The organism is Ruegeria sp. R14_0 (genome assembly GCF_017743975.1).
Classification (GTDB): Bacteria; Pseudomonadota; Alphaproteobacteria; order Rhodobacterales; family Rhodobacteraceae; genus Ruegeria.
The window spans coordinates 307,811-327,282 of record NZ_JAGHRC010000004.1 but is presented as its reverse complement, the minus strand read 5'-3'; the positions used below and the strand labels follow the sequence as shown (position 1 = coordinate 327,282).

General features: G+C 56.8%; 19 protein-coding genes and 2 pseudogenes. 3 read left to right on the top strand and 18 right to left on the bottom strand.

Translation table 11 applies throughout. The features are described 5' to 3' along the window. Positions 1–150: 150 nt before the first annotated feature. From J7416_RS13815 to J7416_RS13805, 3 genes are all read right to left on the bottom strand, one after another. On the bottom strand, positions 151–582 hold the full coding sequence (locus J7416_RS13815; RefSeq protein ID WP_209225494.1) for a DUF2141 domain-containing protein: 432 nt from the start codon (positions 580–582) through the stop codon (positions 151–153). 18 nt (positions 583–600) lie between these two features. Next, the gene (locus J7416_RS13810; RefSeq protein ID WP_209225492.1) at positions 601–873 is read right to left on the bottom strand and encodes a hypothetical protein; all 273 of its coding nucleotides are present in this window, start codon (positions 871–873) and stop codon (positions 601–603) included. A gap of 348 nt (positions 874–1,221) precedes the next feature. After that, entirely contained in the window at positions 1,222–2,286 is a 1,065-nt protein-coding gene (locus J7416_RS13805) for a hypothetical protein (protein WP_209225491.1), read from the bottom strand. A 279-nt stretch (positions 2,287–2,565) separates the two neighbouring features. Here J7416_RS13805 and J7416_RS13800 point away from each other — a divergent pair, with 279 nt between their 5' ends. From J7416_RS13800 to J7416_RS13790, 3 genes and pseudogenes are all read left to right on the top strand, one after another. After that, the gene (locus J7416_RS13800) at positions 2,566–2,952 is read left to right on the top strand and encodes a hypothetical protein (RefSeq protein ID WP_209225489.1); all 387 of its coding nucleotides are present in this window, start codon (positions 2,566–2,568) and stop codon (positions 2,950–2,952) included. Positions 2,953–3,023: 71 nt separating this feature from the next. Further along, the gene (locus J7416_RS13795) at positions 3,024–3,674 is read left to right on the top strand and encodes a TetR/AcrR family transcriptional regulator (RefSeq protein WP_209225487.1); all 651 of its coding nucleotides are present in this window, start codon (positions 3,024–3,026) and stop codon (positions 3,672–3,674) included. A 112-nt stretch (positions 3,675–3,786) separates the two neighbouring features. Then, positions 3,787–4,290: pseudogene (locus J7416_RS13790) on the top strand (YjbH domain-containing protein); the annotation flags it as partial. A gap of 31 nt (positions 4,291–4,321) precedes the next feature. On the opposite strand, the pseudogene J7416_RS22850 reads toward J7416_RS13790, so the two are convergent. The 15 genes and pseudogenes from J7416_RS22850 to J7416_RS13720 form a co-directional block, all read right to left on the bottom strand. Continuing rightward, positions 4,322–4,522: pseudogene (locus tag J7416_RS22850) on the bottom strand (integrase); the annotation flags it as partial. 372 nt (positions 4,523–4,894) lie between these two features. Further along, entirely contained in the window at positions 4,895–5,080 is a 186-nt protein-coding gene (locus J7416_RS13785; RefSeq protein WP_209225486.1) for a hypothetical protein, read from the bottom strand. A gap of 26 nt (positions 5,081–5,106) precedes the next feature. Then, complete coding sequence (locus J7416_RS13780) at positions 5,107–6,117, bottom strand: HupE/UreJ family protein (protein WP_209225484.1); 1,011 nt, start codon at positions 6,115–6,117, stop codon at positions 5,107–5,109. Then, positions 6,114–7,028 (bottom strand): peptidylprolyl isomerase, encoded by a 915-nt coding sequence (locus tag J7416_RS13775; RefSeq protein WP_209225482.1) that lies wholly within the window; start codon positions 7,026–7,028, stop codon positions 6,114–6,116. Before J7416_RS13775 ends, J7416_RS13780 begins: the two co-directional genes overlap by 4 nt. A 51-nt stretch (positions 7,029–7,079) precedes the next feature. Beyond that, complete coding sequence (locus J7416_RS13770) at positions 7,080–8,081, bottom strand: transporter (protein WP_209225481.1); 1,002 nt, start codon at positions 8,079–8,081, stop codon at positions 7,080–7,082. 53 nt (positions 8,082–8,134) lie between these two features. Then, entirely contained in the window at positions 8,135–10,003 is a 1,869-nt protein-coding gene (locus tag J7416_RS13765; protein ID WP_209225479.1) for a DUF3604 domain-containing protein, read from the bottom strand. A gap of 16 nt (positions 10,004–10,019) precedes the next feature. Beyond that, on the bottom strand, positions 10,020–11,942 hold the full coding sequence (locus J7416_RS13760; protein ID WP_209225478.1) for a DUF3604 domain-containing protein: 1,923 nt from the start codon (positions 11,940–11,942) through the stop codon (positions 10,020–10,022). A 260-nt stretch (positions 11,943–12,202) separates the two neighbouring features. Continuing rightward, complete coding sequence (locus J7416_RS13755; RefSeq protein ID WP_209225476.1) at positions 12,203–13,114, bottom strand: LysR substrate-binding domain-containing protein; 912 nt, start codon at positions 13,112–13,114, stop codon at positions 12,203–12,205. Between the two features lie 546 nt (positions 13,115–13,660). Then, positions 13,661–14,758: a M56 family metallopeptidase gene (locus J7416_RS13750; protein ID WP_209225475.1), complete on the bottom strand. Its 1,098-nt coding sequence runs from the start codon at positions 14,756–14,758 to the stop codon at positions 13,661–13,663. Beyond that, the gene (locus J7416_RS13745; RefSeq protein WP_209225805.1) at positions 14,745–15,140 is read right to left on the bottom strand and encodes a BlaI/MecI/CopY family transcriptional regulator; all 396 of its coding nucleotides are present in this window, start codon (positions 15,138–15,140) and stop codon (positions 14,745–14,747) included. Before J7416_RS13745 ends, J7416_RS13750 begins: the two co-directional genes overlap by 14 nt. Positions 15,141–15,205: 65 nt before the next feature. Continuing rightward, entirely contained in the window at positions 15,206–15,607 is a 402-nt protein-coding gene (locus tag J7416_RS13740; RefSeq protein WP_209225473.1) for a DUF2160 domain-containing protein, read from the bottom strand. 8 nt (positions 15,608–15,615) lie between these two features. Continuing rightward, positions 15,616–16,413, bottom strand: coding sequence for a carbohydrate ABC transporter permease (locus J7416_RS13735; protein WP_209225472.1), 798 nt, complete (start codon positions 16,411–16,413; stop codon positions 15,616–15,618). Then, positions 16,410–17,273, bottom strand: a complete 864-nt coding sequence (locus J7416_RS13730) for a sugar ABC transporter permease (protein WP_209225470.1) — start codon at positions 17,271–17,273, stop codon at positions 16,410–16,412. Before J7416_RS13730 ends, J7416_RS13735 begins: the two co-directional genes overlap by 4 nt. Then, positions 17,270–18,346, bottom strand: a complete 1,077-nt coding sequence (locus J7416_RS13725; protein WP_209225469.1) for an ABC transporter ATP-binding protein — start codon at positions 18,344–18,346, stop codon at positions 17,270–17,272. Before J7416_RS13725 ends, J7416_RS13730 begins: the two co-directional genes overlap by 4 nt. A 1-nt stretch (position 18,347) precedes the next feature. Continuing rightward, positions 18,348–19,397, bottom strand: a complete 1,050-nt coding sequence (locus J7416_RS13720; protein WP_209225467.1) for an ABC transporter ATP-binding protein — start codon at positions 19,395–19,397, stop codon at positions 18,348–18,350. Between the last annotated feature and the right edge of the window lie 75 nt (positions 19,398–19,472).

Below are 19,472 nucleotides of genomic sequence, written 5' to 3'. Positions count from 1 at the left end.
TGAGACCTGATTGGATGGCAGAGATAGACTTTAAATTGTCACAAAAGACAAAGTAAAGGGCAATCCAAATCTTTCAACCCTAAGAAGCTGTGTCCGGCAAAAAAAATGCCCCGTTTCCGGGGCAGTCGAGGTCCAAGCTTTGGGGCGGCCTTAGTTTGCGTAGTTCATTTTCAGCCCGACCGAGGAATTATTGCCGTCATAGTCGATCGCCACGTCCTCGAAGACGGGGACAGATCGGGCGCCCGCACCTTTGGAATAGGCCCAGCCTTCTTGCGGAACCGGGCCTTTCATCTCGAACTGACCGTTGTCGTTTTCGTCATGGTGAACCATGATCGCCAGCGACCCCGGATTTTGGTTCTTGAGCGTTCCGGAAACCGAGCTGCCCGAGGCGGGAATCTTTGCGTAACCTACGATCTTTGCCATCTGGCTTTGATCGAAAGCGGTCTTGTCATCAAACGCCAGGACGTGGATGACCCCTCCGCGTCCGGCCTCAACACCAGAGATGTCGACCTGTATATCCCCGGCCGCAGCCTGAGATGCCACAAGGGCCATGATACCGGCGAAAAATGCAGTCTTGGTCATTGAGTTTCTCCTGAACAGTTAACCGATGTATATTCCGAACAGACGCCACGCGAGGTCCTGCACGACGTAAAGCAGACCGAACAGGAACCACATGGTCGTGATGGCGTAGAAGAGGGGCGGGTTTTCCTGGCTGTCGATTGTTTCAATCAGAAAGGCCTGTCCGGTCATGAAGGACGAGACGGCCCACCACATGAAGAGTGCGCCCCAGATCGAAAAGACCTGAAACCATGTTGCCAGCAGCAGGCACACGAAGACGATCCAGGAAAACGGGTTGGATTTGATGTATTGCATTAGGTTCTCGTTTTAGTGGGGCTTGCTGCCCGCATTTGATACTTGGGTTACGTCAGTACTTTTGCGGGGTCATAAGATGAGCCCGCGAAGCATAATGCCATTGGCAACGCCGTTTGCTTTGTTGATCCGCCGATTGCCAGCCAACAGATCATCCATTTAGGTCTCCTCAACGCCTTCGATAGTGAACGATCACTCATAGCAGATCATGCCCGCGGTTTATTGTCAAAGCTGGCAGGCTGCTTTGGCATCGGAAAGCCCCAAGCAAGCAAATGGCCGCCGATGCAGCGGACGCGTTACAGCGGCCATTTGCGATTGGGGTGCGACCGCCAATGACGGCTGAACAGGTGATCAGAAGTTGTGCGAAACACTCACTCGAACAGCAGTGCCGGATACGTTCCGGATCTGAAGGCCGGCATCCGGTTCGTTGACATCACCAAGCGTTCCGTAGGTGACATCAACCAGGATGCGGGTCTGGCCGATTGAATGCACCGCACCCAGCGTGATCCCTTTGCCGCCGCCCTGATAATCAAAGCCCACAAAACCGCCTTCGGGCTGGGACCGGGACAGGATGCCGTAGAAGTACCACTTCGGGTTCAGCAGGTATCCGACCCCCAACTGATAATCGACCGAGTTTTCTGCAAACTCTGCCAGCGGGCCACCAAGTGCGGGCGATTGCACTGCGGTGTCATCCCAGTTTCTCCAACGTATCGACCCGAATGCGCCCCATGGGCCGCTGATCGAACTTTGCACGTTCAGCGCAACGGTCTGCGGTGTGGTCAGTTGGGTTGTCACGTCGCTTGGTGGCAGCGGCTGGAGCTGTTCGACCCCATCCAGATCGTGGTCGATTTTCGAGAAATAGGTCAGGTCAGCACGAAACGCGAGCGACGGGATCTCATAAGCCGCACCCACAAGGAATCCGGGGTTGTAGTCACCTTCGGAATCCAGCGAATAGCTTAGGGAGGGGTTGATCAGAGCACCGCTGAAGTCGTTCAGTTTTTCAAAGCGTATACCGGCATAGGCGCTGATGTTCTCGTTGAACTTGTAGCGCGCCATCACGGCGACTTCGGTGCCACGATAGCGGACGTTTGTACCCGCCGACGGAGCGCCCGTTCCCGTAGGATACTGCAGTTTATAGTTGATCGAATTGAACCCGCGGATTGCAAACACCCACTTTTCCCCAAGGTCCTGCTTATATGCCAGGGACAGGCCACTGATGCTGGGCGTAACGTCACCCGTGGGCTGGCCGAACTCTGTGCCTTCGGTTTTGCCGTCAGCCCATCCACCGGTGATCTCGACATAGCGGCCCTGTTCGAACAGGAACCGGGTTTCGGATGGGAACCCCTCGATTCCGCCCGCAAAAACGGGGCTTGAAATCAGGCCGGCGCCCAATGCCAATGTTGCAATTATCTTCATACTTCCCTCCCTTTCTCTGGTGTCAGTTCGTGAGGCGACCCAGAGGATTTTGTGTGGCCGTTGCGCATATCGCCCGGCCATCTGTTGCATGCGCCGCGAACGGCGTATTGTTGGACACCCGATCCACGACCGCGTCACCGATCGAGTGCTTTTTCCGGCTTGAAGGGCTGTGTGCAGTACAGTAAAGAAGCGCGCAGATTGGTTGCATCGCAATGGCGTGCGAAAGCGGACCGTGATCCCCCGTTTGCAATCCCTTCTTTGCCCCGTGAGCGGGTATGTATGCAGCAGGCAACAGGAATTGGTTCGGCCAAAGGCCGGTTGCGCGATTTTTCATTGTCCCAGTCGTTCTTGCAGCCCAATCTCAGGCCGGTTTTTTGGTCTATTTTTGTTGTGGTGCGCGACGCACCGGCCTGGCATCTCCTTGTCGCTTGTTTGAGTTTGGTGAATAATTCAGTCCGGTCGCGAACACCGTTCCCCTCCCGAAAAAACGTGGCGCATTGGACTAATCTGTCCTGCACAAATCCTGCCAATAATCCGGGCATATCCTGGATTGGTCATGGTTCTGTCCCTGTTGCTTGCCAGTTGGCTGGCTTGTTTGTCGGTAATGACAATCTTTTGTTACACATAAATTTGCATTTTTTCAATACATTTGTATTGTACGGATGAACTGAAACTTTAATGCGTGACAAATGTTGCATTTTCAGCGCTTTGGCTCACGTCTGAGGAATTCGCGGGAGATGCTCACACTTTTGAGCAAACTGCGCTATGAGGTGCGGATGATGCAAAATTTGCCCGAGAATCGCGCCAAGCTGCGCGACAGAAACCGAGAACACAAACGCCGCGAACTTGCCGAAAACGCGATCAAAACGATTGCGCAGGCCGGGTATGCAAACACGACCTTGCGGGACATTGCGGCCTCGACCGGCGTGTCGCTGGGAAAGATTCAGTACTATTTTCCCGAAAAAGAGGGGTTGCTGCTATATTGCATAGACCTGTCGGTTGATCGTTTTACACGACAGTTGACAGCAATCCTTGATGCCAACCTCAGCCCGGAAGCAGCGCGCAGTGCCTATGTCGAGCTGTTCGCCTATTCGATCATCAACCACGCGAACATGCACCGGCTTTGGTATGACATCCGCAATCAGGCCATGTTCGACGGCCAGCTCAGAGGTCGAGTTGCCGACGTCGAAGCACGGTTTATCGAAATCTGCGACGAGTTGGGAAAGAAGTTTGCCGCAAAGGATGTCACGGGCGTCGAGATCTATGTTATCCTGGACGGAGCCTATCGATACTTCATCCAGCAAAGCGTTGCGGGAATGCCTGTCACCGCAGAAGATATGACAGAAACGCTCAACCGGCTTATTGACCGGCTCACCAGAGACAAATAGCTCAAAACTGCGTTGAAGACCGGCCGGCGCATACGATTTTTCGCGCCCCGATTATTGGCCGAACCTGCAGTTTTCAGAGGTTATCAACAAAACTGTTGGTTTTATTAAGTATATGGTTGGGTTGTATATTTTTTTTGGATTGTATTTTGAGCTAAAAGAAAAAAAGCCGTTTGTGTGTGGAACTGAGGCAAGACGTTCTTGCTTAATGCGTCTGGGTGACTGCGGCGAAACTGACGCGAATATTCGAGCAGTGACACAGCGGCGAACGGGCCTTTTGGCCCTGGTTTGCGTTTTGGCGACGGGCCTTGCACAGGCGCAGTCGGTATCGATCTATGGAACCCCCGGGCTGATCGAGATTCCAACCGCCGAGACGTTCGATGATGGCGAGCTGGTTTTTACTGCGGCAGGCTCGCGGAACACGGGCCGGGCGACGCTGACCTTTCAGCTGTTGCCATGGGCCCATGGCAGTTTTCGCTATGCCTATATCTGCGGGTTCGACGGAGAAAGCGGCGACCGGTATGACCGCAGTTTTGATGTCCACTTCCGGTTGCGCGAAGACAGCAGGACCGGCCCTGCCATCGTGATGGGCCTGCGAAGCTTTGGCGGCACCGGCATTTATGCGACCGAGTGTTCGCCCGACCTGTACACTGGCGGGTCGAGATATGAAGGCGCTCATGAAAACGGCCTGGCCAGAGATATTCTGAGCCGACCATCAGCTCATTTCCCATCCATTTCGCAATCGCGGCGCGGGTTCCTTCCGATATTTCGAACCGAACCGGCTTTTGCGTCTTGCTTTGCAACACCGGCGCGCGCACTTTGATCTAACCTGATGCCATCACGCCGATGACCAACAGGGTCAAACCTGAAAACCGGTTCAAGACACCTTGCAGAACGTGGAGCGGGCCACAAGGCTTCGACGATAAAGTGGTTTGGTCGTTCATCTGTGGCACCCTCCACGCGTTAAACGATGTATGCGTCGAACCCTTGTCTGGCCAACCCGCGCGTGCATGCATTCTATTGCTTGCATCTGAACCCTCCCACCAATCCATCTGGTGGATTCACTGACAAGTTTTGACGGTTCCCCGTTGAACTAGGTTTGAACGGGGAACCGATCCGGGCTTTCAAAACCTGAGGCAGTGACAACCGTTTCTAATGGACGATATCGGGTGCCACTTCGCCACCACTCAAATTGCGCTCAGGGTTTTAAACACCCGAATACTTCAACTTTCGATCCCGGCGGTATCCCGCGCGGTCTCGGCCGGTGTGCAGCGATTGCTGACCCCAATCGTTGCCTGTTGGACCTGGCGCTTCGCAGCCTTTTCCGGTGTGCAATCAGGATCCGCTATTTCGCAGCCGCTAACCGCAAGCATCGCGACCGCCATTGCACACCCCAGTACCCTGTTCACTGTCCATTCTCCTTTTCTTTGTTGGATCAAAATCCGGCCAGTCTCTCAGCCAGCCAGAACGCGGCAATGCATCCGATCGGATAGCCAAGGATCTGGCGCGAGGGGCCTTGCGCCATTGTCCAGCCCCAGACAACTTGCAGTGTCTTTTTCAGTGTCACGAACACGGCCAGTACGGCAAAGATGAACGCCAACTGCCCCGCCTCAACCCCGAGGTTGAAGGCAAGCAAGGCCGCCGGGATATCCTGTTCCGGCAGACCGATCTCGGCCAAGGCTCCGGCAAAACCAAGCCCGTGCAGCAGACCGAAACCAAAGGAAATCACCCAAGGGAACCGGCTGGCCAGTGTCTTTGGTTTGTCATCCGACCGCAGAACCTCGGTCGCCAGAAAGACAATCGACAGGGCTATGACAGCTTCAACCGGAGGACCGGGCACGTTCAGTACGCCGAAGGTCGCAAGGCCCAGCGTTATCGAATGCGCGACGGTAAAGGCCGTGACCGTCCAGATCAACTGACGCAGATTGCGGATCAGAACCAGCAGGGCAAAGACAAACAGCAGGTGATCCCAGCCTTCGAGGATATGTTCGAAGCCCAACACCCCATATTGCCACAGGGTTTGCAGCAAGCTGTGCTGTGCAGGCAACATCACCGAAGGTGCATCCGGGGTCAGGCGGAAGGTCGCCATGTTCACCGTATCCAGATACCCAACCCGCAGCAGGACATCCGTCCTTTGCGCCTCGAGCCTGTCGATCCCGATCATGTTGCCGCGCAGATCCTGCCCGCAGGTCATCCGCCAGACCTGTGTCCAGGCGCGGCCGTCAAAGACCGGCGCGTCGAAGGCGGGCGCAGAACAGTTCTCGGGCAGCGTTACGTCGATATCCATCGGCGCGCCGCGTACGTCGGGCTTGCGCCAGAAGACATGCCAGTCGCTGTCGGTTTCCTGCGAGATCTCGAGATAGCCCGGTTCCAACGCATGGGCATGGGCGCGGATGGGTGGCAACAGCCCGGCCAGCAGCGCGACCAGTGTCAGAAGGTGCCTCATGATTCACCTGCAGGCGCACCTGTCTCAGTCAGATCCTGCACCGTGTAGGTGGACCGAAGATTGTCTATGAACCTCTGTGTCGCGCTTTGAACTTGTTTCTCGCGCCAATCCGCCAAAACGCGATCGCGTATCGCGCCAAAAGGCGGCAAGACAGCATCCCATCTGTCGTCGAGCCGAACCAAGTGAAACCCGAAGGAGGACTGAACAGGCCCGCTCCATTCCCCCAACGGCAGTGGTTGCACCTGATCGAAGAAACCCGTTCCGAAGTTTCCGTCAACAGCATTACGAGCGCTCAGACCAAAGTCAGATGGCAGCAACGAGGCCTGACCCAACTGGCGGTGATCTTCCCCGGCAGCCAAACGTGCCTGGGTCTGCTCGACAAACGTGGTGCCGGGGTTTTGCCCCAGATACACAAGGCTGACCGCAAGCCGCGCGGGGATCGTGAAGGTGTCGGCATTGTCCGCAAGATAGGTTTGCAACACCGCGTCATCCGGGCGGGCCGCACCCGCCTGAGAGGCCAGAAGGAAGTTCATCTTCTGCACCAGCCGGTTGCGGATGATCTCATCATTACCGTCCAAACCCAGTGCCATCGCCTCGCGCACCAGCACCTCTCGCTTGAGCCAATCCTCCCTGAGGGCAGACAACTCATCTTCCGTCGGAGGCCGCCGCCAGGTGTCTTCGAACTGACCGGCCAGAACGTCGACCTGCCGTTGGTCGATGACGATCACCCGCGTGTCTGGCTCAGCAGCCCATTCGGTAGGCTGCTCCAGCTTGAACCAGCCAAATATCGCCAGGCTGAGCAGCGCAAAATGGACAAATGGTTCCGTGGCAAGGCGGTGAAACAGGCTTTGTTTACCGCGCGGCGGCTCTGCCCCGCGCGGAGGGTTGGTTGTCTGCCGGCTCTCATTCATCGGTTTATCATCCATGCGTTCAGCCACTCTTGGCCCCCAATAGCTTCAGCATTAAAAAGACAGTGAGATCACGGCCGTCAGGATGTCGCTTTCAAACCGCCGTTTTGCTGCAAATTCATGTGTGTATTTGAGTTTGAGCGACGCGTCCGCGCCCAACAGCGTGCCGCCCTCATAGGTGACCAGTGGGCCAATGCCACTGACCCTCGCTTTCAGACTGCTGGCCCCCAGAGCAATCCGGGTCAGTTCGGCACCTGCGCCGCCGTCATCTTCAAGCTGCTGATACGTATAGCCTGCAAGCCCGACACCCCAGCCTGATCGAAATCGTTGCACCACTGCGCCTTCAAGCTGAACCGCGGGGGCGGTTTGGTAATCCGTGGCGTCGTTCTCTTCGCTGAATAGCAGGCTGATCGCCCCCGAGGCTTCAAAACCGCGCTCGGGGACGAACCAGGTGGCGGCGAAGAAGGGTTGGAAAGACCAGACATTCTTGCCCGAGTTCAATACGCTGACCGTACGCTCCTGCACGTTGATCGACGCGGTTTCATACTCGCCGGTCGGGGCATAGACGGTCATACCCGTGCTGTAATGAAGGTTGCCCCGATGCCAACCCACCAGACCGGTCAGACTGATGTCACCGAAGCTTGAGATAGAATCGTCGATGTTCGCACCCTGCAACGGGGGGCGGATCGCGGTAAAGGTGAGATCGGCGACGGGAAACGGGATGGTCAGGTTAAAGGCAGGTGTCCCGCCAAAAAGCTGCGCGTCAAATACCTGCGTTACACCCAGACGCCACAGGTTGAGCTCCAGATCCGCGTCCGCCGCAATCGGAAGGCCGGCAAGGGAAACGCCTTCTACGTTGCCATTCAGGTGGTCGAATGTCAGGCTTGTATAGGTTCCGGGTTCTGGCACAAATCCGGCAAAAGAATCCCGCGTCCCCAGAAAATAAGCGCCCAGCCCCCCTTCAACTGCAACCGCCGGGTTGACCGGCAAAACCAACGAGGCCGCAAGGGTCGCTGCGCCCGCCATTGGGCGCAAACCGCGTAGACATGTCTTCATTCGTCACCTCGTTCTAAATCTTCGCGCGCTAGCCGCGCTGTTTGGGTGTCGGGTCAGGGCGCGTACCAAATGGGTGATGTATAGGCCCGGTCCTGAATGGCCTTGGGCGCGCCTTCGGGCAGTTCGACGCCAAAAAACTTGCGGTCATAGGTCGTCCAGCGTGGTGTCGGGATTTCCAGAACACGGACGTAGTAAAATGCGCTCTGGGCCGGGTCGAAATCTGGGTCTACCCAAAAGCCACCAAGGATCGCCTGACCGATGTCGTTGGTATAGGTGGCCTCTTGCGCGTTGACGGTGTTGCCGACCATCCCATCGCAGACCCCGTCAATCACTTCGCGCCCGCCGCAAGATATGTCATAGACCTGTTCGCTGGTGGAGCCATCTGCGTTCAGCCAACCCTTGATGATCTGAACCCGATCCAGATTGGCCCCGTCCGGGTCACGCAAGGCCCGCACAAGGAATCGCGGCGCACGGCCTTCACTCTTTCCCAAATCACCCCCCATAGGTACGCCATTGGCGTAGCCATGCGCCGCGAAGTCCGACCGAGGGAGATCGGATTCTTCAAACTCATATCCCGCAAATACACGAACCCGGAGCCGCGTACCGGTCGTGGCATACACCTCTTTGCGCATCATCGCGTCGAACAGTGCCTCGCGCGTGTTCTCGCGCGCCCAAACTGCTGCCAATCCAGACGCAGAGGTCTGCCAGGCATATTGCGCTACGCTCTCGTCCCCTCCGACGCCGCCAACAACCTCCTCGAAACGGATCGGGTCGGCCGTTGGTTCAAGCGCTACAACTTTTCCGAAGTGATTGTCCTCTCTCGAGGTCGCAAGCGATGTGTGGCTGTCCGTTGAGCCGATCATGCCAAACTTGAACGGATTGATCCCAAGTTCAGTGCGATAGGCGAGACCGCGTTTAAGGGCTTCGCGCGCATATTCATTTGGGATCATTTCGGGGGTCTTTGGATTTGGGCCAAGTTGACCTTTGTCCCAGGTTTCAAAATCCGCGAATGCGTCATCCGGCGACAGCATCGGATGCGCTTCGCCGTCGCCTTTCATCTGGGTCACTTCGTAGAGCGGCTCCCACCGTGCACGGCGCTCGGCGTAGGCCGCATCAAGCGGTTCATCGCTGCCAAGCTTGACGCTGTCAAACATCAGCCCGTTGGAGAGGTTCCCGTTGTGCGGGATCGCCAACAGCTTGTCTCCGGTATCAGCCTCATAGGCTTCCATCCAATCCCAAAGATCCTCGGGGTTGGCGCTGTCGTATTGAGAGAACGGCAAACGCGTATCGGCGTTTTCTTTTCCGCCGCGATAAATGACATTGCGATGCAAATTCGAACGGTCAAAGGTCGAAGACCATTCGAAGCCGATGAAGGCCGTGAAACCTCCGGGCTGATTGTGCCTTTCGGCGGCGGCTGTCATCTCCTGCCAAACGCTGTCGTAGATGCCTGGGATGTCAGCCAGGGGGTCTTCGCCGCTTGCTTTGGTCACCGAGAAAATCTCCCAAGCCCGGGGAAGATCATCTGCATCCAGAGCCTCCAGCAGAGACGACCCGTATTCGGTCTCCAGAAGGCGCGGGTCCCGCGCAGCCAGAAGCGGCGCTGTCCCAATATTCTCAGCGTGATCTGCCACAACGAGAAAATCGAGTGGTCGTGCAAGGCGCGCGCGCAGTCCGGTTGAAGAGGTGACCGTTTCACCTTTGGCGAAACGGTACGCTTCATCGGGGCCAAGCGTATTGCCGAACAGTCCCGCATCTGCCGAGTAAGTTGTGTGCAGATGGGTGTCGCCGAAGAAAACCTGGTTTGGGAAATTCTGCTCAGGATAAGGGGAATATGTTTCGGCCGGCCCAACAGGCGGGGTGTCCTGCGCATATACAGTCGTCCCGCAGACCAAGCCCAGAGCAATGATCAAAAGCGATCGCATGGGAACCTCCTGAACCTTACGGCGTGTACCAAATGGGTGAGGTATAGGCGCGTTCTTGCGTGACCATTTTCGTGCCTTCAGGCATTTCGGCCCCGAATTTCACGGCGTCGTAGGCTGTCCAGCGCGGAGTCGGGATTTCGATGACGCGAGCGTAGTAAAAGGCGGATTCTTCAGGATCGAAATCCGGGTCCGACCAGACCGCCCCCAATTCCGGGGACCCGATTGTGTTGGTCCAAGATGGAATAGACAGATCAACCGTGTTGCCCACGTGGGGCAGCTGGCCGTTTTCGTCCGGACTTCGGTCACCGCCCCATGCGACGTCATAGACCTGCTCCATCGCCTCGCCAGTTTCGGCGTCGATCCAGCCTTTTATGATCTGAATACGGTCAAGGTTGGCGCCCATGGGATCGCGCAGCGAGTAAACGAGAAAGTCTGGTGCTTCGCCATTGGCAGGCACGGCAAGATCACCCCCCATGGGGACCCCGCCGGAATAACCGATACGCGCCAGATCGCGGCGGGCAAGGACATCGTCAGCATAGTCGCCGCCAAAGAAGCGCACGATCATGCGGGGGCCAGTCGTTGCATAAGCCTCGCGCCGTTGCATGGCATCAAAAATCTCGCCACGCGTGTTCTCGCGCGCCCAAACCGCTGTCATACCTGCAGAGCTGTATGCAGAACTGTAATATGCCGTTTCACCATCGGCAAACGTGCGCGCGGCGTGGCTGGCACGCTCGGCATTCGGTTCATAGGCGGCAAATTTCCCAAAGAAGTTATCATCGGCCACGGTCGACAAACCGGTATGGGTGTCGGTCGCGGCACTTGCGCCAAATTTATAGGGGTTCACGCCAAGTTCTGCCTGCATCGCCAAACCACGCAAAAGGCCCGACCGCGCGTATTCCCCCGGCAACATGTCAGGCGTCTTGCGTTCGCTGACGTCGAGGTTGGCCCAGTCCCAGGTTTCGTAATCCGCGAACTCATCCTCGGGCGATAGGAAAGGATGGGCCTCACCGTCGCCTTTGAACTGTGTCCATTCGTAAAGCGGCTCCCATTTTTGTCGGGCGCGCGCATAGTCCGCGTCCAGCGGGGGAGTACCTTCGGCAAAATCATCCACCAAAGAGAACATCCAGCCATTGGACAGGTTGCCGTTATGTGCAATCGCCAGCGCATCGCCGCCGGTTGTGTCCTCGTAGGTCTGCAACCAGGCATACAGGTCACGTGGGTTAGGCGATCCCAAGGGCGGGGTGGTGGTATAAGGCACAAGTTGCCGCGTCTTGTCCGGCCCGTCCCGCAGGATGACATTGCGATGCAGGTTGTTGCCACTCACAAGCGATGTCCACTCAAAAGCGGCAAAGGTGGTGAAGATGCCGGGCTGGTTGAACTCTTCGGCAATGTTGACAAGATCGTCCCACACCCGCTCATAAGCTGGGTTGCCTGGCTGATAGTTGAGTGCCGAGCTGATCGTGCCTTGCGCAAAACTTGCGGTGAGCTCCTGCGATGCCCGCAGCGCGGCCTCGCCGCCCTCGTTAAAGGCCTCGTGATACCTGCGTCCCTGTTCATCCGCCATAATGTTCGGCGCGCCCGACAGGATATCCGTGATCGCCCCCATCCCGTCAGAGTGGTCGGTGATCATGTAAAAGTCGAAAGGACGAGACAGCTTAACGGGCTGGCCTGTGTTCGACATGACCTGTTCGCCACGGGCAAACCGATAGGCGTCGCGCGGCATCAGCCGCGTACCACCACCGCCAGCATCCGCAGAAAGCGCTGTATGAACGTGCGTGTCGCCGAAAAGCACGCGTTCGGGATAGGCGCGATCCGCATAAGGAGAATACGGTCTGCCTTTCAAGACGTTTGCGGTCGCGTCCGAGGGTACTTCCTGCGCGACCAACGGCCCGGAGATATGCAAAGACACAATTGCAGTCGTCAGAACAAAATATTTCATATTTTATCCACCTCGTGATCAAAACCTCTAACGCTATGCGTTTGCGTTTACTCAAGCTTCAGCGGTCGCGAAATTGTGCGTGACGGCGGCCAATCGAGCATCGAGCCTTCTGAAAAAGGATGATGCGGCTAATCAATTCTGTCCAATACAGACTTCGCCCGGTTCTATTCCGTTTGGTTATAGACGAGTTCCGGCAAACGATCCGCAATCATGGCTACGCGCCATGCGGCAAAACAGGACATGCGAATAGAACTATTGCGTCAGCCAAGAGGCTGTTTAGACCGAGCTTCGCGTTCGTTCTGTTCCTTGAAGCAATCCTGCATAAGCTTCACTAGCTCTGATTTCTGTCTTGGTGGGAACAAAAGCAGGGTTCTGATGAGGACCGAAGGTACCATTGGTCGCGTGACAAGGCCACGTTCCACAAACCCTACCGTGGCGAACGGGTGAACGATACCACAACCTGCACCCCCCAAGGCCAGGGCGCATATTGTTGCGGAATAAGACGTCTCTGCCACGACCTTCGGGGTCACGTTGTGCTTGGCAAAAAGCGCTTCGACAGCTCGTCTTGTGGTATCCTCTGGCGCCAAAGTGATAAAGTCGATGTCATGCAAGTCGGACGGCGCAATCACATCGCGCGCCGCCAACGGGTGCTCGGGCGGTAGCGCGACAACCGCGGGCGCATCATTAAACGTAACGGCTTCGACACCTGAAACATCTACTTCATCCGCAACAAGTGCAATATCGATCTGGTCTGCCGCAACCATATCTCGGATCGTCGATGACGACGCGACGTGGAGTGTTATGGCAACTCCCGGCGCTTTTTTCTTGAACGCACTTACGGCGGTCGGAACAAAACTTGTAGACAAAGCGGACCGGCAGGCAACTCGTATGTCGCCCGATCCATAGTTTCGAATTCGCGCTGCCGCACTGCGGAGTTTTGCGATGCCAACAAAGGCGGCCTGAACTTCGCGAAAATAAAGCTGGCCCTCGGCAGTGGGGACCAAGCGGCCCTTGTGGCGATCGAAAAGTTTGAACTCGATGGATCGCTCCAAAGCCGAAATTGCCTTGCTCACAGCAGGTTGCGAAAGCCCTAGAACTTCGGCGGCGCGAGCAGTTGTGCCATAGGTCATGACGGCCTGAAAAGTTTCAACTTGGCGAATGTCCATGGTCATTCAATTCCTTTCCGGCATAAGGTAGTCCGCGTTTTCCCATAATGGAATTGCCTGAAGATCCGTTCTTGCCGCGAAATTTTAGCCTTTCATGAAAAATTCGCACTTCGTTTGTGACCCACCCTGTTCCGAATTACTTTTCTCATAATAGTAGTTATGTTAATTTCGGATTGTACTTAAACTCGTTGGCAAAAGCTAAACGTAAACAGGTCGCCCCTTGAACTCTTCTGCGCTCTTCAGAGCGAAACCTAGTGTATGCGGCCGACGTGGGCATTGCCGACTTTGGCCGTTTTTACCCCCAGTCCATACTTGCTAAGTCAGCTTTGTATTCAACGCCGAGACAGGCCGTACGAATATCAGCTTCAACCCAATCCGGACGATGCTCTATCTGTGGCAAAGTTGCGTTGAAGCAGGATGAAAAGGCGGTGAATTGCTATCCGAATCTGGACGTTCAGGGAATCTCCAACGACCAACTGAGAAGACTAGATTTGCAGACTAAGACCGCGAATGCGAAATCTCCAGCTTGTGTTGGACGTTGCTTAAGGCCCATCAATTCGCCTGATTCCGGGCTTCCAGCCGTTCCAGATTTACAACCGTGGAAAGCATCAGGCGATCATGGCTCCAATCCTGAGTTTGGCGTACCGAGGCGGAACCAATGGCAAGCACAACAACCAACGAAAGCGTCAAACCAAGGAAAACAGCTGACAATTGGGTTGTCGTCATGGGCGCAGCTGCAAGGGCAATCACACGCTGACGCAAAACATGCTTCGTTTTGGATCCGTTGACCAAGGCAACATGAAGAATGCGGGGACCTTTTAGCTTTACCGATCGTGTACAGTAGTCCAGTAGACACGCGGTGTAGTCGGATGCGTCAATCCCTTTGCGCGACACGACGGACTGATCGCAGGCCAATTCGCGAAGGCGGTCAAATTGATGCTTCATGACCAGATATGCCGGGTTCCAGAACAGTACTGGGCGCAGTAGCTCGAAACCCAGTTCCCATTCCACGTCCAGCGCGCGTATGTGCTGGAATTCATGTGCCAGCGCAAAGCGCAAATCGCGTGGCGAGTTCAGCAAATGGCTTGGCAAAACGACGTGGCGGCGACGAAGGCCACGCACCGCAAAGGGCACGGTGACCCGATCCGAAAGACGAATGTCCACCTTGGCCGACTGCCGCCAAAGAAAGCTGGACCGCACGGCACTACGTATTGCAAGCGCATTGCGGGCAACCCGAATTGCCAAAACAGTCGCCACCAAGGCCAGCACAATCAACGCGCAAGTCACAAAGACAGAAGCGCCAGACAGCATGTAATCGACCCAGCGTTCACGCGTATTCAGGAGGGTTTCGAACTGCGCGGCTGGCATGGCAATTTCGCCGCGCAAATAGGCCGCCACGGCGATATCCCCCAGCGAGACAACGCGTCCGGGCCATACCTGACTGACAAAACCTGAAACACCGATCGCCAGAACCGGGCTGAGCAAAACGCAGATGCAGAGTATCTTGAGAGAACGAAGCTGAGCAACAAAGCCGTATCGCATGGGTGTGAGGGCAACGGCCCCACGCATTACCAGCCAGATCAGTGCTGACAATCCAAGCACAACGTTGAACTCGAGAAACGCATCGAGAACCGGTTTAACCGCTGTCATTTTGCAGTCTCCTCTCTACCAGTGCTCGAATTTCCTCCAGATCGTCTTCTGTCAGCCCCTCATCGTCGACCAGCCTTGCAACCAGCGTCGCGGGTGTGTCGTCAAACAGTGTCCGGGAAAGGTTCTGCAGCGACCGCGACTGGTACCTGTCCTTTTCCAGCAGAGGCTTATAAATCAAAGACTTGCCACTCTTTTCGCTTTCAACAAACCCTTTGTCATCAAGGATGCGCAGAATGGTCGCGCCGGATGTGTAGGCCAGATTGCGATCAGGTGGCAGGCGATCAAGGACATCACGGACCGAGCCCCGACCCAGCGCCCAGAGTTCGTTCATGAACTCAAGCTCAACTTCGGTCAGCAGGTTTGTTGTCTTTTTCTTTCGCATCGATCTCGGTGTCGCCATTTTTGTTATGCCAGACAGACAAGCATCCTTTTGAAGTTTCGCAAAGCTTAAACTTTCCAGAAGACAAAAACGCCCCAGCCGATAGAGAGGAACAGAGGGGTCCAGACCGGTTGGCCCACCAGCCCCAGCCAGGCCAGGAAGATATAGACCGAGCCAAGCAGGGTGATAAACAACCGGTCGCCCAAAGTGGTGGTCAGTCCCAGCACGCCGCGTCGTTCGATACCGTCGCGATACTTGAACCCTTCCAGCACACCGATCAGGGCAATGGCGGAAAAAATGCCGACAAACAGCGCCAGCGTGGCCGACGTCCAGGCCATCCAGAAATCGGGCCACAGCGGATCGGTCCAGGAAAAGCCCTTTTCCTCTTGCTGACCGACGCTGCCCCACCCGGCCTGTTGAGCCACGGCCATGGAGGGCAGGAAAAAGAGAGAGAGAAGAAGTTTACGCATATCGTTCCTCATACACGTCCCATCGCGAACCCGCGAGCGATGTAGTTGCGGACAAACCAGATGACGATTGCTCCGGGGATGATGGTGAGAGTCCCGGCAGCGGCCAGGAGGCCCAGCTCATACCCCGCGCTGGAGGCGGTACGGGTCATCACGGCGGCGATGGGTTTCGCCTCGACTGCGGTGAGCGTCTTGGCCAGTAGCATCTCGACCCACGAGAACATGAAGCAGAAGAAGGCTGCGACGCCGACACCCGCTTTGATGTTGGGCAAAAAGATCGTCACGAAAAAGCGCGGGAAGGAATAGCCGTCGACATAGGCTGTCTCGTCCAGTTCTTTTGGAATCCCACGCATGAAGCCTTCTAGGATCCACACCGCCAGCGGCACGTTAAACAGCGTGTGCGCCAGCGCCACAGCCAGATAGGTGTCGAACAGGTGGATCGACGAATACAGCTGGAAGAATGGCAGGGCGAACACGGCCGCCGGGGCCATCCGGTTGGTCAGCAGCCAGAAGAACAGCTGCTTGTCCCCCAGAAACCGATAGCGCGAGAACGCATAGGCCGCAGGCAGAGCAACACAGACTGAAAGCACCGTGTTTATAGTCACATAGATGATCGAGTTAATGTAGCCCCAGTACCACGTCGGATCGGTGAAGATGGTAATGTAATTCTCCAGCGTAAAGGTCTGGGGAAAAAGGGAAAATCCCGACAGGATCTCGTTCGTGGTCTTGAAGGACATCGCCACCAGCCAATAGATCGGCAGCATCAGGAACGCGATATAGAGGATCGGGATGATGGACCGCTTCTTCATTGCGCGTCATCCTTTGTCATCAGAGTGTAGAAGACCCAAGAGACCAGCAGCGTGATGGCGAAATAGATCAGGCTCATCGCGGCCGCAGGGCCAAGGTCGAACTGTCCCAGCGCGATCTTCACAAGGTCGATCGACAGCAAGGTCGTTGAGTTGCCGGGGCCACCGCCGGTCAGAACGAAGGGCTCGGTATAGATGTTGAAACTGTCCATAAAGCGCAGCAGAACGGCGATGGTCAGGACGGTTTTCATCTTGGGCAGCTGGATATAGCGGAACACCGACCAAGGGCTGGCACCGTCGATCTTGGCGGCTTGATAATAGGCGTCCGGGATCGACACGAGGCCCGCATAGCACAGCAGAACAACCAGCGACGTCCAGTGCCAGACATCCATGACGACGATGGTGATCCAGGCCGACAGCGGCTGTTGCGTCATGTCATAGTTGATGCCCAGCACGTCATTCAGGAAGTACCCCATCAGACCAATTTTCGGCAGGGTAAAGATGTTCCACATCGAGCCGACCACGTTCCACGGGATCAGCATCGGCAAGGCCATCAGCACCAGACACACCGGCACCCATAACCCTTTGCGCGGCATGGACAGCGCGACGATGATGCCAAGGGGCACCTCGATCAGCAGGATCAGGAAGGTAAAGAGGAACTGCCGACCGAGGGCCGCCTGAAAGCGGTCCGACCGCAGAATCTGCTCGAACCACCCCAGCCCTTCCCAGAAGAACTGGTTGTTGCCAAAGGTTTCCTGCACCGAATAGTTGACCACTGTCATCATCGGCACCAGCGCGTTGAACGCGACCAGTGCCAGCACCGGCAGGACAAAGAACCACGCCTTTTGGTTTTCCGTTCTCATTGTGCCCGCTCCTCGGTTGCAATCCAGCCATCGCGATAGACGCGGGATTGTTCAGGTTTGAATTGCAGGAAGACCTCGGATCCCGGCTCTGGCACCTCATGTTCCGTCACGGCTTTGAGGGCCGTATTGCCCACCATGGCGCTGACCACATAGTGGCGGCCGATGTCGGACACCTTGGTCACGTGCGCCGGAATACCAGTGTCGCCAAAGCCCACATATTCTGGGCGGATACCCAGATCGGTGCGGCCTCCGTCGCCATGGGTTGGGCCTTCCAGCATCACCTCATGGCCTTCGAAAACGGCGCGATCGCCTTTGGCCTCGCAAGGCAGAACGTTCATGCCGGGTGATCCGATGAAATGGCCCACAAATGTGTGCTGAGGGCGCTCGAACAGTTCCACCGGCGTACCGATCTGCACCACCTCGCCTTCCTGCATCACAACCACCTCGTCCGCGAAGGTCAGGGCTTCGGTCTGGTCGTGGGTCACGTAGATCATCGTGGCCTGCACACGCTGATGCAGCTCTTTCAGCTTGGACCGCAGTTTCCATTTCAGATGCGGGTCGATCACGGTCAGCGGCTCATCGAACATCACTGCGTTCACATCATCGCGGACCAGACCGCGCCCCATCGAGATCTTCTGCTTGTTGTCCGGGCTGAGACCGCTGGCGCGGGTACTCAGCATATCCGTGACGTCCAACATCTCGGCGATCTCATCGACGCGACGTTTTATCGTCGCCGGATCGACACCGCGGTTCTTCAGTGGAAAGGCCAGGTTTTCGCCCACGGTCATCGTGTCGTAAATCACCGGGAACTGGAAAACCTGCGCAATGTTGCGCTGATCGGGGGGCAAGGCGGTCACGTCCTGACCGTCGAACAGGATCTGCCCTTCGGACGGGGTCAGCAGACCCGAGATGATGTTCAGTAACGTCGACTTGCCGCAGCCTGATGGCCCCAGCAGTGCATATGCCCCGCCGTCGCGCCACGTTACGTCGATTTCCTTCAGCGCGTAATCCTCGGGGCCTTTTGGCGCGGGCATATAGCTGTGTCGCAGGTTTGAAAGCTTGATCTGTGCCATGTCACGCGACCCTTTGGCCGTCTTGGCCGAAATACCGGCAATGCGCCGGGTTCATGTAGAAACTGTGATCCTCACCGACCTGATAAGGATGCACGCCTGCAGCCAGAGACACCCAGTCATCCGCGCCGTGGCGGAAATGCGCGCTGGAATCCGAACCCGACAATTCGGTCACGATCACCCGGCCCGTCAGCTCCACATCCGCGTCGGATGTACGGGTCGGCGTGACCCGGTGCGGCCGTACGGCGACCATGTACTCGCCATCGGCCATCTCGGGGACGGTCCAGCCCCCTCCCCCGGCCAATTGCGCTTGCGCGCCGGAGACGGTGATGCGGGCCACGTTGATCGGCGGATCGGAAAACACCCGCGCAGCGGCAAGGTTTTCGGGGTTGCGATAGATGTCGGCGGTCGGACCGAATTGCGTCACGCGACCATCCTCCATCAACGCCGTGTAACCGCCCAGCAGCAGTGCCTCTTCCGGCTCCGAAGTTGCATAGACCACCACGGCCCCGCGCCCTGCAAACAGGTCGGGCAACTGCTCGCGCAATTCTTCGCGCAGCTTGTAATCGAGGTTGGCCAGCGGTTCGTCCAGGAACACCGCGCGGCTCTCTTTCGCAATGGCACGCGCCAGCGCGGTGCGTTGTTGCTGCCCGCCCGACAGTTCATGCGGGCGGCGGTGCAGCATCGGGCGCAGTTGCAGCAGATCGGCGGCCTCCTCCACGCGGCCTTCTATTTCGGATTTTGCCATGCCTGCCACGCGCAGCGGCGAGGCAATATTGTCGAACACGGTCATATGCGGGTAATTCACAAAGAATTGGTGCACCAGGCTGATCTGCCGCTTTTGCGTGTTCAACCGTGTCACATCCTGCCCGTCCATAAAGACCTTGCCCGAAGCAATCGGGTCCAGCCCGGCCATCATCTTGATCAGAGAGGTTTTGCCCGATCCGGTCGCCCCCAACAGCACGTTGAAATGGCCGGTTTGCAGCGTCAGGGATGTGGGTTTGATATGGATGACGTTACCGACCCGCTTGGTCGCGTCTTGAAGTTCGATCATGTCCGTGGGTTCCGGTCCTGCAGCGCTTGGCACTGGTCTTAGGGGTGGGGATGCCGCAGCCGGCATCCCCGGTTG

Bases quoted from the DNA above. Each gene is read 5' to 3' on its own strand.
- J7416_RS13740 (WP_209225473.1), bottom strand. From the start codon at position 15,607: ATGCGTAAACTTCTTCTCTCTCTCTTTTTCCTGCCCTCCATGGCCGTG.
- J7416_RS13730 (WP_209225470.1), bottom strand. From the start codon at position 17,273: ATGAGAACGGAAAACCAAAAGGCGTGGTTCTTTGTCCTGCCGGTGCTG.
- J7416_RS13765 (WP_209225479.1), bottom strand. From the start codon at position 10,003: ATGCGATCGCTTTTGATCATTGCTCTGGGCTTGGTCTGCGGGACGACT.
- J7416_RS13745 (WP_209225805.1), bottom strand. From the start codon at position 15,140: ATGCGAAAGAAAAAGACAACAAACCTGCTGACCGAAGTTGAGCTTGAG.
- J7416_RS13775 (WP_209225482.1), bottom strand. From the start codon at position 7,028: ATGAATGAGAGCCGGCAGACAACCAACCCTCCGCGCGGGGCAGAGCCG.
- J7416_RS13750 (WP_209225475.1), bottom strand. From the start codon at position 14,758: ATGACAGCGGTTAAACCGGTTCTCGATGCGTTTCTCGAGTTCAACGTT.
- J7416_RS13760 (WP_209225478.1), bottom strand. From the start codon at position 11,942: ATGAAATATTTTGTTCTGACGACTGCAATTGTGTCTTTGCATATCTCC.
- J7416_RS13755 (WP_209225476.1), bottom strand. From the start codon at position 13,114: ATGACCATGGACATTCGCCAAGTTGAAACTTTTCAGGCCGTCATGACC.
- J7416_RS13770 (WP_209225481.1), bottom strand. From the start codon at position 8,081: ATGAAGACATGTCTACGCGGTTTGCGCCCAATGGCGGGCGCAGCGACC.
- J7416_RS13735 (WP_209225472.1), bottom strand. From the start codon at position 16,413: ATGAAGAAGCGGTCCATCATCCCGATCCTCTATATCGCGTTCCTGATG.
- J7416_RS13815 (WP_209225494.1), bottom strand. From the start codon at position 582: ATGACCAAGACTGCATTTTTCGCCGGTATCATGGCCCTTGTGGCATCT.
- J7416_RS13810 (WP_209225492.1), bottom strand. From the start codon at position 873: ATGCAATACATCAAATCCAACCCGTTTTCCTGGATCGTCTTCGTGTGC.
- J7416_RS13780 (WP_209225484.1), bottom strand. From the start codon at position 6,117: ATGAGGCACCTTCTGACACTGGTCGCGCTGCTGGCCGGGCTGTTGCCA.
- J7416_RS13720 (WP_209225467.1), bottom strand. From the start codon at position 19,397: ATGATCGAACTTCAAGACGCGACCAAGCGGGTCGGTAACGTCATCCAT.
- J7416_RS13805 (WP_209225491.1), bottom strand. From the start codon at position 2,286: ATGAAGATAATTGCAACATTGGCATTGGGCGCCGGCCTGATTTCAAGC.
- J7416_RS13725 (WP_209225469.1), bottom strand. From the start codon at position 18,346: ATGGCACAGATCAAGCTTTCAAACCTGCGACACAGCTATATGCCCGCG.
- J7416_RS13795 (WP_209225487.1), top strand. From the start codon at position 3,024: ATGCTCACACTTTTGAGCAAACTGCGCTATGAGGTGCGGATGATGCAA.
- J7416_RS13800 (WP_209225489.1), top strand. From the start codon at position 2,566: ATGCAGCAGGCAACAGGAATTGGTTCGGCCAAAGGCCGGTTGCGCGAT.